The following is a 12834-nucleotide window of genomic DNA, read 5'->3' as shown; positions in this document are numbered from 1 at the left end:
ACAGCACCGGATCGGGATCCGGTCTGCTTTTGTGCGCAACAGGATCTGGCTCAGGAGCTTGGGATTTCAGACCGTGCTCTGCGCGGCCATGAGAAGGCTTTGGCAGATCTGGGTCTAGTCGAGATCGACACGGCCGCCAATGGCCGGCGGTCGGGGCGGGCACTCTCCAATGGCCGGCGGCTGGGCATCAATCTGCGTCCGCTCATCGTCCTGCTGCCTCAGCTGATCGCGCTCGACGCGCGGCATCGCGAAGAGGCGCGCCGTTGTCAGGTGCTGCGGCTGGAATGCTCTGCCGCCAAGCGAGACGTGAAGTTGTTGATCGAGCGATTGTTAACCCTACGTCCCAGCAATCCGGCACTGCCGTTGCTTTTGCAGCGTCGTTCGATGTGGCCACGCCGCTATGCGGTGCTCGTGGGCTCAGATTGCCTCGCCGCGCATCTGGCAGAGATCCAGCTTCTGCGATCGGAATGCGAGGAATTACTTCGATATTTGCCAAAACCTTCCGGCAGAGTGGAACCCCAGCTTCCGGCAATACAAAAAACAACTCCAGAATCTTCTGAATCCTGTAAGGGCGCGGAGACAACGCGGATAACTGATCAAGAACGGGACTGCCAGATCGCATCGACCGAAGTGGACAAGGCCGCAGAGCCGAACCCAACAGCGTGTGGGGCAGGGGCGGAGGATCGCAGCCATAACCTCCGGTGGCTGACGCCGCAGGTGTTGCGCGATCTTGCTAGTCCCGATCTTCGCGCGCATCTGGACCTCTTCTGCCCCGATGGTTTGCCGTGCCCGCGCTCGCTGCGTACAGCGGTGTTTCACCTGCTGCCGCATCTTCACATCGGTGAGGAGGTGATGCACGAGGCGGCTGCAGTCTTTGGCGACCTTGCGGCCTGTCTGACTGTGCTGGTGATAGATGCCAATCGGGATCATCCGACGCATCCCATCCGGTGCCCCGGTGCGGCCTTGCGGCGCTTCACGCAATTGCAGGCTCGAGCTACGTTCAATCTCGCAGGTGCGCTTGCTAGCCTACGGCATCGGCGCAGATGCATCTCATGAAGCCGCTGATCTCGGCCATATTCATGGCGCTCTTGCCTGCAGTCAGCCATGCACAGGCCCTGAGACCGCAGGCAGTTGCGGAATGCCTGCCGCCAGAGGAGCCGTTTGTGCCCTCGAGCGATGCCGAGTTGCGACATTACGCCAACCTCGTTGCCGCAGACTTCGAGCGCTACTTCGGCGCCTTGACGGACTATCTCGCCTGCCTCGACGCCACACGGCTGGCCAGCTTCCAGCGTGCCCATGAGATTTCCCGACAGCATCGCGCCTTTCGCGCCAGGCTCGACCAGCTCGGGCTTGCAGGACAAGCGGCCATCGCGCATCCGCCGATCAGTTCCGATGGAGATCCCCCATGACCCGCAGCCTTGCCAGCACTTTCGCCCTGTTCCTGTTTGCAACATGCGCATCTGCGGGCGCAGCCGACATTGTCGGAATTGCGACAGTCATCGACGGCGATACCATCGAAATCCATGGCGAACGGATCCGGCTCGCGGGCATTGATGCACCGGAAGCCGCGCAGCTTTGCCAGACAACCAAAGGCCAGCCCTGGCGCTGCGGCCAGCAAGCCGCTCTGGCACTCGCAGGCCACCTCTCGCAACGTACCGTGCATTGCGTGCCGACGGGACGGGATCAGTATCGGCGCGTCCTGGCCTATTGCCGCGTCAAAGGCGATGACATTGGTCTTTGGATGGTCTCCTCAGGCCGCGCTGTCGGCTATTACGATCGGGACAAGCGCTATGGAGAGGCCGAGCGCACTGCGGTCCGGCGAAAGATCGGGATCTGGCAGGGGGCCTTCGAGCGACCGCATCTCTGGCGCAAAGCGAGACGCGACGCCGTGAAGTCGCACAAACAGGCCGTCACAAACTGAGGGACATCATTGGAGGAGGACGGCACGCCATGTCGCAAAACTCGCCCAACCGCGCCGGACGGGTGCCAAAAGCCGGCTTCTTCGTGAAGCCGGTCTACAAAACGAAGTCAGGTAAGCTGCAGCTCGCGATCTATTTTCAGGCGGCTGCACGAACTGGGCCGGAGGGAGAGACGCTCACGGCGCGTCCAAAGCCGCTGCTCATCGCCGCCAACGCGCTCGATGATCCAGACAGCTTTCTGCAGATCGTGGCGGATGTGCTGAATGCTACCTATGCAGAGGGGGAGTTTCCGGGATGAGTTTCTGGGTGGGTTCAGTCATCACCTTACCGGGTGAGATCCCGACGCACTTCGGCTGCTACCGGGAGCGCATCCAGATCTGTGTAAATCCCGCCGTTGCTGGTGCCCCGGCGTCGCCGCAGCGGTTCGGAGCAAAGGGTCGCTTGTTCCTGCAGCGGCTTGAGCAATTCCCTCAGCGCCCGCCGCGCTTCAGACAACGCGTCCTGATCCTCACATCGCAATCGTGCCCAGCTTTGTGTGTTCGCAACTTTGATTTGTTTCATCTCACCCCCTGATCGGATGGACGAACTACAGAACGTTACTTCTGTTCCTAGGAAATGCGGCGGCTAGAGAAGGCAACGCCGCCGCTGCATCAGGGCGCAGCGTCGTGAGAATTTAGATCTCTGTCGTATTCTAAAGTGACGCAGCCCGTGCTGACGGTACACATCCGGGTGTCAGGACGCCTATCTACTGCATGTGGTAAAATAATAAACTTGCATGGCGCATTCCCCGCTGTCAAATTTCGGTCACAGGATTGCAACGTCGGGGGAGGCTTGCAACCTGCAGAGGAAGCATGGTTGGCACATCGCGCTTCTTTCGGTCTGCCCTGCCGACAAGCAGGGCAGGCCAGCCTGAGATAAATGTCTGAACCTGTGGCCTTAGGTCAGGCGTTGCGCGCCGAATTGGACGAATACTCCCCCTGTACGAAAAAGTTGAGATCTGCTGAACAAAACAGTTTGATTCAACCGCAGGGTTAAGACAATGTGACACTCGATGGGCATGATTCCGCTCATCCGAGTGCCGTCAGAAGGTGCAACCTTCTTGTATTAACCCGACCGGTTTCATTGTCTCGGTCTACTTCGGTGCAAACACATGCCTTATGTAACACAGCTTCCTCCGAACGCCCTTAGCGTTGGAGTCGATGGTGGGATTATTACGGTTCCCACAGCGCGCCTGATCAATTTCACTGGTCCGTCCACAGAGTTCGACGGTTATGAGCAACCGACTTCGGACGGCGTTCTGGAGCCAGGCGACACCACGAACTTGTCGCAGTCGGATCCGGCCGGAACTGACGTGGTGTCAAATGCGACTTACCGTGGTACGGCAGAGCTCAATACTGTCGCGGCAGGGGTCGATATTCCAGGTATCGCGACCGTCACCTTGGATGTGCTTCCCCGCACGGTTGACATTTTTTCGACCACTACCGGGGATCCGCCGGTGACCAATACCTACATGGTCACCGAAACTCCCTTTGATCAGCAGAATCTCCAAGTCACGGCAACGGTTCAGTTGTTAGGCGGCGGAACGACAACCATCACTGCGCCGCTTTCGGATATCGTCAATCAGCTGACCACAGCAGTGCCGCTCCTTGGCCTGGCAACTCCTGCCCTTACCGGGCTGGTCTCTACCGTGGTAAACACGACGGCCATGACTATTACACCTGACGAGGATGCAACTAAAACGCTTCCGCCGGATCAGGTGCTGTGCTTTGGGCGTGGGACTTTGATCGAAACCGACCGTGGTCCCGTCGCAGTTGAGGAGCTACGTGCCGATGATTTGATCATGACGCGTGACAACGGCCTCCAGCCGATCCGCTGGATCGGCTCGGTGAAGCTCTCAGCCAGGGATTTGGCGTCGCGTGACCATGTGCGCCCAATCCAAATTAAAGCGGGCGCGCTGGGTGCGGGCACGCCCACCTCTGATCTCGTCGTCTCGCCGCAGCACCGGGTGCTGGTGCGCTCAAGGGTGGCGATCAAGATGTTCGGCGCTCAAGAGGTTCTGGTGGCGGCGAAGCAACTGCTGAATCTTGATGGCATCGACATCGTGCAAGACGCTTGTGAGGTCGAATACTTCCACTTCCTCTTTGATCGTCATGAGGTGGTTTTTGCAAATGGCGCGGAGACCGAAAGCCTGTTCACCGGTCCGGAAGCGCTACGCTCAGTCGGTCTGGCAGCGCGTCGCGAAATCCTTGAACTGTTCCCTCAGCTTGCTGATCGGGACTACGAGGCGGCGCCTGCGCGCTTGATCCCCTCGGGGCGCAAGGCAAGGAAGCTGGCAATGCGTCATGTCCACAACGGCCGTGAGTTGGTCACGCAATCCTTGTGAATAGGAAGACCGCGGATGGCTCCGCGGTCAACCATTGCAACTGTCGATCGACGACATGTGGCACGAGAATGAGCGACGAGCATTATCTCGAAACGCGCTTCACGTGACCGCATGCATCTGTCCAGACTTAGGGGAAAAAATGACAATTAAACATATAGTGGTTGTGGCCACGACGCTCGTTATCGGAACTGGCGCAGCACATTCGGGCGGCTATGTACCTCCGGTGCTTGACGCTGCGCCGATCGTCGCTGTGGTCGAAGCTCCCGTCGGTTCTTGGCAGGGCGGTTATGTCGGGGCCACGGTGGGTTATGCTTTCAAAGGCGATGACCGTTTCGGCTTGTCCTCCTCCGCGTCCGATACCCTTCTTGGTGACATCGGTGAGATGGAGCTTAAAGGTGCCAATGCAGGTTTGCGTGCCGGTTATCGCTGGCAGCGTGGCAGCTGGGTGTTCGGCCCTGAAATTGGCATCGAGGGTGGCGACATCAAAGGCGACACCAGCGGTCTTCTGTTGGGAACTGCCCTTGACGTCGAAGCCAAGGTCAATCACATGATCGCGCTGCGTTTCAAGACTGGTTACGCGGTCCGACCTGATCTTTTGGTCTACGGCATCGCGGGTGTCGGGCGTATTGATATTGATTATGATCTGAACGGGGTGGAAGAAGGTCTGAGCAAGACCGGATACATTCTGGGTCTTGGTGTCGAGAAGCAGATTAATGACAACTGGTCTGTGACGGGCGAATACGAATACGCAAACTTCGGAAATGAGAAGGTCGAGTTCGGCGATTTCGAGAGCAAGGCCACGCCCAAGTACAACAACATCAAAGTTGGCGTAAATTATCGGTTCTGAAGCCGTGCTTTAATTGACAGGCAAGGGCCGCGATGCGCGGCCCTTCTCTTGCAAGCATGCCGATGCAACGTAACCGCCCGATTGTTACCGCGGATCAGTTCGACGGTGCCCAATTCCACGGCAGCAGTTCATCAAGGTCGAGAAGCGCAGCTATTAGGTGCTGACACACCCGCAAGCACCGCGGCCTCTTCACTCGTGACCCCCATCGCGATCGCCCGCCAGAACCGACACAGGTTCTCACGCTGCCATACCGGAGGCCGTCCCGGCGAGCGTAACTTCGTCCGCGTGGACTTCTCTGATTTGCGCCTTCCTGTCGGCATCAACACCTCCTAATCTGGGTGTTGTGACGACCGGTTGAATCCGCCCAATACCTGTCCATTCGCTACAGTGAACGGCTGGCGGAGGCGGGCATCGAGCCGTCGGTCGGCAGTGTCGGTGACAGCTACGACAACGCCTTGGCCGAGACGATCAACGGTCTGTTCAAGGCCGAGGTCATTCACAGGCGCGGGCCATGGCGCAGCTTCGAAGCGGTGGAATATGCCACACTCGAATGGGTCGACTGGTTCAACAACCGCCGCCTCCTCGAGCTCATCGGGAACATCCCGCCCGCAGAAGCCGAAGCCAACTTCTACGCAGCTCTGGAAACTGAAGCCATGGCCGCGTAACTAACGTCAATCAGCCTCCGGCAAACCCGGCGCGGTTCAGTCCCACTGCCCGAAGCCGCCCTGTGCGACCACCCCGGCGAAGTAGAGATCGCTTTCGGCCCGGGTAAAGTTGTCGGGGGTAACATTTACCGGTTCAGCACTTGCAGGCAAGCCGCCTAGCAGCGGTATCGCCACGATGGTCAATTAGACAAACTTCATTAAAGACATTGATCTCTCGTCGTACATATCTCTTAGGCAGCGAAAGCTGTCCACCTTTAAGCGTCTAGACATACATGAGCGCGATGAAGGTTTGGACCGTTTCGCCAACGCCGAATATAGAGTCTTCGTTTGGGTATTCGACACTGAGTGACAGCTCCCCTGTATAGGTGGCGCCACGAAGGAAAGGGATCCGGTTGTGGAGAGCTTCGCTGGTGACCACGAATCCAATTTAGGTATTTCCGGATGCACATGAAACTAAATTTAATATGAAAGTCGGGTAAAAAACTTGTCTCACTGTTCCGGACATTCCGGCAGCCCTGTAATGCGCGCAACCGAGACTATATTCGCCGTGGTCAGTTAGCCTAGTTTTCGAAACAAGTGCCGGTTCTGAACCATCTGCGACAGGAGCGGGTGAGCAAGCCGCGACACCCAAAAGCAATGTATCAGAGAATAGGCTCCGATCAGCCATCACGGCCCCGGGAAGTTGGTTTGAGCATCGAGTTTATCCGCACATCATTTCTGCTTCGTGTTCATTTGGCAAAGGGCACTGAAGTTTATCACGCGATGGGTGATCAGCCCCCCTGAGTGGTCCGTTTGAAAGTTAGTACATGACCGGCGTTTCGTCTACCTGGACATTGGGGCGAAACCAGCAGCCTCGAGCAGCAGGTCGCGGATGTCGGAGCCGCTGAGCCCGACATCACCATCGCCCTCTAGGCGATGATCTTGCAGTCAAGGGCGTCGATGAGGGCGTGCCCGATGACATCGCTGTTCCAACAAGTGAACTCGAGCCCGTCCGAAGACCAACGAAGATACGATTGCGTCAACGTGTACTTGCAGGGAAATAAGGCAGTACACTTAACATAACCACGGTAGGGTAACTAGATACCGCCAAGGTGGGTGCTATTTCGAAATGCGACAAGCCATCGTTTTCAGGCTGTTGCAATTCGTGGAGCCTCCCTATGGCGCCGCATCTGACATTTGAGGAGCGCCGAATATTCGCTGGACTGCTGCACCGCAAGGTCGGCGTGGCACAGATCGCAATCCAGCTCGGCCGATACCGTTTGACCATCTATCACGAGTTCCGGCGGAACTTCTGGCACGCTGCCGATGGCTACGGGATATTGGCATGTGAAGAACGCACAGGCGACCGATCCTTACCCGGTGTGCAGCCTGTACTCGATCGCATCCGCGAGTGATCAACGACGCAGCCTCGGGCCGTTCTGCTCGCCCCCCGACTAAGCTTTTCGGTGCTGAACTGCCCGGTTAAATCCGGACCGAAAAACACAACGGGCGACACTCGTCATGAGCGCCGCCCGGTGATTAGAAACCACGGAAATCGGAAAACTTACAGACAGTTAAATCGTCAAGCGTCAGCTACGTGCTGCCGTAGGTGTGTGATACACCCGTGCCCGCATAACGTGTAGTTGGCTAATTGGTCAGGTTCCAAACGGCGGCCCCCGAGCGCGGCCGAGCTCCTCCCCGGGGGCCTCTCCCATAGCAGCGACACCTGCAGATGGAAGGATCTCAGGATATCGCGCTTTCGCGAATGGGGCAAACTCAGGAAGCGGCCCCCGGGGCGTGGTTTGCAGTCCGATCCGGGGGCCTGCCCCCCTTATGGACCTGCTGAGTCATAGTGGGCTGGACGACCATAATCACTGTTCGACTCCTCTGTCTATCCAGCCCCGCCAGCGCATAGGTAATCCGGCCATTCTACAAGATCTGCAATGCCTCTAACTCGCGTCCGGTCTCGCAGTAGTGGTGCGACGATTTCAGCGATAGCTCATGTTGCCGGCGGTAGAACGCCAGCCACTTCGGCAGTTCCTCATATCGGGGAAGTGCTCGACCAATACTGGCCGGTCAGGGTGAAAGTGATGACGGTGCGTGTAGCTCTCATGCCCGCCGCAACGCGCGACCCTTCAAGCAGTTGAACCCCCGGCCGGACGGCAATCTAGCCAGGGGCTGCCCCCCTGAACGACCAAGTAAAGACGGGCATATCCGTCAGCATCAGACACGCGGACCGCGAGCAATTCAGAGCAAGTTTTTAGTGCCCCGCTGCCAATCTGCCTGATGCAGCGGGGCGGCGTGGCCACCAAGACACGCAAGGCTGAAGCTAGCCTCCCCTGCCGATTTGTCCACCCGTTCCACCAATGGCGCGCCTTCTTAACGGGGGATAGCTGACGCACGGGATACGCCGAGAGAAATATATTCCTCAAACATAAAACGCCGCTATGCGAATCCTCGCCGTGACTGTAACGATTCGTTCAGTTTTCAACCCTGTGGCGAATTTTTGCCGCTTTTTCTGGTGAGTTCATGCCGACGTCAGCAACGATTAATGCTTGGAATTTCGATCCGGCTTTTTCTCAAGGATCTTTCCCTTTACCGCCCGGATGGAGCAGTGGGGGTACAGGTGCCACAGGCCCCGCAGTGGATCTGAGCGATCGCATCATCTCTCTCACCATCACGGACCAGAACGACAACGACCTGCTATCAGCGAATACAGGGGATACGTTCACCGTCAATGGTATTGTCTCGACAATCAACGGAGTTTACTTCGGTGATGTGGTTACGATTAACGGGGTGCCTCAAACCCTCGTGACGCTGTACGGCATAGCAGGAACCACCGCGACGGCGGTCACAATCCCGGTAGTCGACGGCAAGCTGGTGCCCGCGTACGCTGGTAGTATGACAAGCACGAGCTACGTCAACAGCTCTTCGGACTTCGTTATCAACATCGACGACATCACCTGCTTCACGAGCGGAACCCTCATCCGGACGAAAGGCGGCTTGGTAGCAGTCGAGAAGCTTCAGATCGGCGACGAAATCGCAACTGTGGACAGTGGCTTTCAGGCGCTTCGTTGGGTCGGATCAACGCAGATCACCGCGCAGGATCTAAGACGGAACCCGAAACTTTTGCCTGTGAGAATTAGGGCTGGCGTACTTGGCGATGGCATCCCCGCACGTGACTTGGTCGTGTCGCAACAGCACCGCATTCTGGTGCGCTCCAAAATCGCAGTTCGGATGTTTGGAAAGTCGGAAATTCTTGTGGCGGCCAAGCAGCTGCTGAGCATCCCTGGAATTGAGATCGCAGCTGATGTCGAGCGGGTCGAGTATTTCCACCTGCTATTCGACCGGCACGAAATCATCTATTCCGAAAATGCGGCGACTGAATCACTCTACACCGGCGCTGAGGCGATGAAGTCTATCGGTGCCTCAGCTCGGGAAGAGATTTATACGCTGTTTCCCGAACTGCGCAGCAATTCCGACCCTGCCAGCGCCCGCACTTTGGTCAGTGGGCGTATGGGTCGCCAGTTGGCGATGCGCCACGCGAAGAATGAAGCAGCATTGACGAGCTGACAATATAAGCCCCCCGGCTCACTCGACCTGGGGGGTGCCTTTCTTGAGAGGCAACCGGGCCGCCTATTCCTGGTTGCCGACCTAGCTGTCCTTTAAGGGCATACCAGCGTTTGATAAGGCAGCGATGCAAACTGCCCTGACCGCCTCAGCTGTTCCCTTTCCAGCTTGGAATTCCAGCAGCGTCTTGGCTGCCGCTATGAAGGCTGGATCGTTTCCTTTACAATGATCGAGCAGGGCGCGCCCCATCGTTTCCGTGTCAGTCAAGTCGCGATACCTACCTACGCATTCTTCGATGGTGACCAGTCGGATTTGTTTGTGGCTACCCATTCCATACCCCTGATCGATGCGACCGATGCCCCCGGGCATGGAGCCGATCCAGTTGATATCCAACGAGACGTGACCTGGTGGGGTACGGACGAAAAGTTGGAAAAGACAGCCAAGAATCCAGGATGTATCGACTGCGAGGCCAAGGAAGGTTCGTCTACGACGATGGAGAAGAATTCCCTGTCGAAGTTAATCTGAACTTTCCCGGACCAACTGGCGTGAAGGATGGCTCAGGGTTTTTCAAATCCCCTGATGTAGAACAGCTGTAACCGCCCGGTTGTCACCGCCTGCCTGACCTTGGGCGGACCAGTTATGAGACGTGCATAACGACGTCGTTAACGACGTCTCTTATGCGGGGTGCAGGATGCGTTGCGATGTCCTTGGGCTGGAACGGCGGCGGCGTTGGGATGACGAGGAGAAGCTCGGGCTCGTGCTGTCGGTCGGCGTTGATGGAGCGACGGTCACGCAGGTCGCGCAACGTCACGATGTAACGCGCCAGCAGATCTACGCGTGGCGGCACGATCTGAAGAAGAAAGGGCGGCTGTTCCCGACGGCCGATGCGCTGTTCCTACCGATCACCGCGCCCGAGGCGATGGAGGCGCGCCTGCCGGCGGCTGCGGCCAGCCCGACCGCCCCTGATCAGCAGGTCGAGTTGGTGCTGGCCAATGGCCGCTGCTTGCGGTTCGCACCGGATCTGGAGGCCACCGTTCTGGTGCGGCTGATCCGGATGGTGGAGGCGGCATGATCGGCCCCGGAACCGGTGTCCGGATTTACCTTGCCTGCGGCGTCACCGACATGCGCAAGGGGATCGAGGGTCTGGCGGCCTTGGCCCAGGACGTGCTGCGTCAGAAGCCTGCCAGTGGCGCGGTCTTTGCCTTCCGCGGCCGTCGCGGCGACAGGTTGAAGCTGCTCTATTGGGATGGCCAGGGCTTCTGCCTCTACTACAAGGTTCTGGAGCGCGGGCGCTTCCCTTGGCCTGGCGCCGGCGAGGGCGCGATGCGTTTGACCTCGGCGCAGCTTGCCATGCTGTGGGAGGGGATCGACTGGCGCCGCCCCGACTGGGGCGCGCCGCCTGCGCGTGTCGGCTAGATTATCTTGCTGAATTTCCTTGTTTTATTGGCCTTACATGCCTGCGCATGGTATCCATCGGCATGTCTGATGATGCCGACATTCTCTCTGACGACCCCGCGGTCCTGAAGGCGATGATCGCCGCGCTTCAGGCGGAGAATGCGCGCATGTCGGCCACGCTCCAGGCCCACGGGCAGCTGGTTCAGGCCTTGCGCCTGCGGATCGCCAGGCTCCAGAAGCAGGCCTTCGGAAAATCTTCGGAAAAGATCGAGCGCGAGATTGCCCAACTGGAGCTGGCGCTGGAGGATCTGCTGGTCGCAGCCGCTGAACAGCAGGGCGCGCCGATCGAGAACGTTGAGCCTGCCACGACCGATGCTCCTGTTGCCGAGGCAACGCCGCGACGCGGGCCGCGTGTGTAGGACGCAGCACCTCGTGAGCGCCGCGAACTCGACCCCGGCACCTGCTGCCCCGATTGCGGCGGCGATCTGCGGGTGGTGGGCGAGGACACCAGTGAGCTTCTCGACCTGGTCTCGGCGCAGATGAAGGTCATTCAGATCGCGCGGGTGAAGAAGTCCTGCCGCCGGTGTGAACGGATGGTCCAACCTGCGGCCCCGAGCCGTCCCATCCCCGGTAGCATGGCCGGACCGGGGCTGCTGGCCCAGATCCTCGTCTCCAAGTTCGACGACCACCTTCCGCTCTACCGCCAGCAAGAGATCTACGCCCGCATGGGCGCAGACATCCCGGACAGCACACTGCTGGATTGGTGTGGGCGCGCCATGAAGGTGCTCGCCCCCGTCATCGAGCGGATCGAGGCCGAGGTGTTGATTTCCGCCGAGACGTGACCCGGTGGGGGTGCGGCAAAAAAGTTGGACTATCTAGGAGATAGTTCATGCATACTTACGAAGAGCAAATGAGGGCGGTCGAGCTTTACATCCAGCTCGGCAAGCGCTCGCGGGCGACCATCCGCGAGCTGGGATATCCGACGAAGAATACCTTGATAGGCTGGTATCGCGAATACGTGCGCCGTCAGGATTTGCCGCTAGGATCGGCCCCGCGCCCGCCCAAATTCTCGGAAGCACAAAAGCAGGTTGCGCTGCAGCATTATGCCAGCCACGGGCGCTGCATTTCCTGGACCATGCGTGCGTTAGGCTATCCCGGCCGAGCTACGCTGACGGCATGGGTGCGCGAGGCTTTTCCTGAGACCAGGACGATCTCCACAGGGACACGTGGACGAGGTGAACATTCCGCTGTCGCGAAGCAGGCGGCTGTGGTGGGCCTTTATTGCCGAGAAGAAAGTGCGGAGGCTTTGGCGAAAAGGGTCGGAGTGAGCCGGCCGACACTTTATGCTTGGAAAAACCAGTTCCTTGGCGCGGAGGCTCCGGCCACGATGAGACGCAAGAAAAGTGCTGCCCTGGATCCAGCGATGGAAGACCTAGAACGTCAGCGCGCGGCTTTGCAGCGCGATATCCGCGAACTCCAGATTGAGCATGACCTGCTCAAGACAGCGAGCGAACTGATAAAAAAGGATCTTGGCGGCGACCTGCAGAGCCTGAGCAATCGGGAAAAAGCCATGCTGATCGTCGCCCTAAAAAATCAGTATAGGCCATCGGCGCTGCTGATGGGGTTACGGCTGGCACGAAGCTCTTATTTCTACCACCGCGCCCGTATTACTGTGGAAGACAAGTATCTTCCGGTGCGCCGTGCTATGGTCGACATCTTTGAGCGCAACCATCGCTGCTACGGCTATCGCCGTCTCGCAGCCTCTCTGACGCGGTATTCCATCTCGATCTCCGAGAAAGTGGTCCGGCGCCTGATGAAACAGGAAGCTTTGGCCGTCCCAAGGCCCAGGCGACGGCGTTACAGTTCATATCTGGGCGAAATCAACCCGGCGCCGGAGAACATCATCAATCGTGACTTCCATGCTCTCGCGCCAAACGAGAAATGGCTGACCGACATCACAGAGTTCCAGATACGCGCGGGCAAAGTCTATCTTTCTCCGGTTATAGATTGCTTCGACGGCATGGTCATCAGTTGGGCCATCGGGACCAAGCCAAATGCTGATCTGGCCAACACCAT

14 protein-coding genes and 3 pseudogenes are annotated in these 12834 nt (G+C 58.5%); 14 read left to right on the top strand and 3 right to left on the bottom strand.

What is annotated here, in order from left to right; all coding sequences use genetic code 11:
* The 4 genes from FN835_RS20125 to FN835_RS20110 form a co-directional block, all read left to right on the top strand.
* A partial coding sequence (locus FN835_RS20125; protein ID WP_142665026.1) for a helix-turn-helix domain-containing protein occupies positions 1-1056 on the top strand: 1056 nt, incomplete at its 5' end.
* On the top strand, positions 1053-1409 hold the full coding sequence (locus FN835_RS20120) for a hypothetical protein (RefSeq protein WP_142665025.1): 357 nt from the start codon (positions 1053-1055) through the stop codon (positions 1407-1409). The genes FN835_RS20125 and FN835_RS20120, both read left to right, overlap by 4 nt.
* Positions 1406-1921, top strand: a complete 516-nt coding sequence (locus FN835_RS20115; protein WP_142665024.1) for a thermonuclease family protein — start codon at positions 1406-1408, stop codon at positions 1919-1921. The genes FN835_RS20120 and FN835_RS20115 overlap by 4 nt, the downstream gene beginning before the upstream one ends.
* A 29-nt stretch (positions 1922-1950) precedes the next feature.
* The gene (locus tag FN835_RS20110) at positions 1951-2217 is read left to right on the top strand and encodes a hypothetical protein (RefSeq protein WP_142665023.1); all 267 of its coding nucleotides are present in this window, start codon (positions 1951-1953) and stop codon (positions 2215-2217) included.
* Positions 2218-2243: 26 nt separating this feature from the next.
* Here the strand turns inward: FN835_RS20110 and FN835_RS20105 are convergent, their stop codons facing one another.
* Positions 2244-2480: a hypothetical protein gene (locus FN835_RS20105; RefSeq protein ID WP_142665022.1), complete on the bottom strand. Its 237-nt coding sequence runs from the start codon at positions 2478-2480 to the stop codon at positions 2244-2246.
* Positions 2481-3069: 589 nt separating this feature from the next.
* On the opposite strand from FN835_RS20105, the gene FN835_RS21385 reads away from it, so the two are divergent.
* Both FN835_RS21385 and FN835_RS20095 read left to right on the top strand, forming a co-directional pair.
* Positions 3070-4302 (top strand): Hint domain-containing protein, encoded by a 1233-nt coding sequence (locus FN835_RS21385; protein WP_185958773.1) that lies wholly within the window; start codon positions 3070-3072, stop codon positions 4300-4302.
* A gap of 139 nt (positions 4303-4441) precedes the next feature.
* Positions 4442-5149, top strand: coding sequence for an outer membrane protein (locus FN835_RS20095; RefSeq protein ID WP_142665021.1), 708 nt, complete (start codon positions 4442-4444; stop codon positions 5147-5149).
* Positions 5150-5304: 155 nt separating this feature from the next.
* Here the strand turns inward: FN835_RS20095 and FN835_RS21935 are convergent.
* Positions 5305-5469 (bottom strand): annotated as a pseudogene (locus FN835_RS21935) (IS30 family transposase); the annotation flags it as partial.
* A 42-nt stretch (positions 5470-5511) separates the two neighbouring features.
* Between FN835_RS21935 and FN835_RS20090 the strand changes: the two are divergent.
* Positions 5512-5814, top strand: a pseudogene (locus FN835_RS20090) (integrase core domain-containing protein); the annotation flags it as partial.
* Positions 5815-5850: 36 nt separating this feature from the next.
* On the opposite strand, the gene FN835_RS21380 reads toward FN835_RS20090, so the two are convergent.
* Positions 5851-5997, bottom strand: coding sequence for a hypothetical protein (locus FN835_RS21380; protein ID WP_185958772.1), 147 nt, complete (start codon positions 5995-5997; stop codon positions 5851-5853).
* Positions 5998-6971: 974 nt separating this feature from the next.
* Between FN835_RS21380 and FN835_RS20085 the strand changes: the two genes are divergently transcribed.
* From FN835_RS20085 to FN835_RS20055, 7 genes and pseudogenes are all read left to right on the top strand, one after another.
* Positions 6972-7208: a helix-turn-helix domain-containing protein gene (locus tag FN835_RS20085; protein WP_142665020.1), complete on the top strand. Its 237-nt coding sequence runs from the start codon at positions 6972-6974 to the stop codon at positions 7206-7208.
* 1228 nt (positions 7209-8436) lie between these two features.
* Complete coding sequence (locus tag FN835_RS20080; RefSeq protein ID WP_246098828.1) at positions 8437-9366, top strand: Hint domain-containing protein; 930 nt, start codon at positions 8437-8439, stop codon at positions 9364-9366.
* Positions 9367-9531: 165 nt separating this feature from the next.
* Entirely contained in the window at positions 9532-9888 is a 357-nt protein-coding gene (locus FN835_RS20075; RefSeq protein WP_142665018.1) for a hypothetical protein, read from the top strand.
* 166 nt (positions 9889-10054) lie between these two features.
* Positions 10055-10435: an IS66-like element accessory protein TnpA gene (gene tnpA / locus FN835_RS20070; protein ID WP_185958771.1), complete on the top strand. Its 381-nt coding sequence runs from the start codon at positions 10055-10057 to the stop codon at positions 10433-10435.
* Positions 10432-10779: an IS66 family insertion sequence element accessory protein TnpB gene (tnpB, locus tag FN835_RS20065; RefSeq protein ID WP_142665017.1), complete on the top strand. Its 348-nt coding sequence runs from the start codon at positions 10432-10434 to the stop codon at positions 10777-10779. Before tnpA ends, tnpB begins: the two co-directional genes overlap by 4 nt.
* A gap of 62 nt (positions 10780-10841) precedes the next feature.
* Positions 10842-11588: pseudogene (locus tag FN835_RS20060) on the top strand (IS66 family transposase); the annotation flags it as partial.
* Between the two features lie 59 nt (positions 11589-11647).
* The coding region (locus FN835_RS20055; protein WP_142665016.1) for an IS3 family transposase at positions 11648-12834 on the top strand (1187 nt) is incomplete at its 3' end.

The sequence above is a fragment of the Paracoccus laeviglucosivorans genome, assembly GCF_900182695.1.
Classification (GTDB): Bacteria; Pseudomonadota; Alphaproteobacteria; order Rhodobacterales; family Rhodobacteraceae; genus Paracoccus; species Paracoccus laeviglucosivorans.
This window is presented reverse-complemented; position numbering and strand designations above follow the sequence as displayed.

What these genes read in the sequence shown, in the direction of transcription:
- tnpB (WP_142665017.1), top strand. Translation starts at nt 10,432, where the DNA reads ATGATCGGCCCCGGAACCGGTGTCCGGATTTACCTTGCCTGCGGCGTC.
- FN835_RS20110 (WP_142665023.1), top strand. Translation starts at nt 1,951, where the DNA reads ATGTCGCAAAACTCGCCCAACCGCGCCGGACGGGTGCCAAAAGCCGGC.
- FN835_RS20115 (WP_142665024.1), top strand. Translation starts at nt 1,406, where the DNA reads ATGACCCGCAGCCTTGCCAGCACTTTCGCCCTGTTCCTGTTTGCAACA.
- FN835_RS20120 (WP_142665025.1), top strand. Translation starts at nt 1,053, where the DNA reads ATGAAGCCGCTGATCTCGGCCATATTCATGGCGCTCTTGCCTGCAGTC.
- FN835_RS21385 (WP_185958773.1), top strand. Translation starts at nt 3,070, where the DNA reads ATGCCTTATGTAACACAGCTTCCTCCGAACGCCCTTAGCGTTGGAGTC.
- FN835_RS20095 (WP_142665021.1), top strand. Translation starts at nt 4,442, where the DNA reads ATGACAATTAAACATATAGTGGTTGTGGCCACGACGCTCGTTATCGGA.
- tnpA (WP_185958771.1), top strand. Translation starts at nt 10,055, where the DNA reads ATGCGTTGCGATGTCCTTGGGCTGGAACGGCGGCGGCGTTGGGATGAC.
- FN835_RS20105 (WP_142665022.1), bottom strand. Translation starts at nt 2,480, where the DNA reads ATGAAACAAATCAAAGTTGCGAACACACAAAGCTGGGCACGATTGCGA.
- FN835_RS20085 (WP_142665020.1), top strand. Translation starts at nt 6,972, where the DNA reads ATGGCGCCGCATCTGACATTTGAGGAGCGCCGAATATTCGCTGGACTG.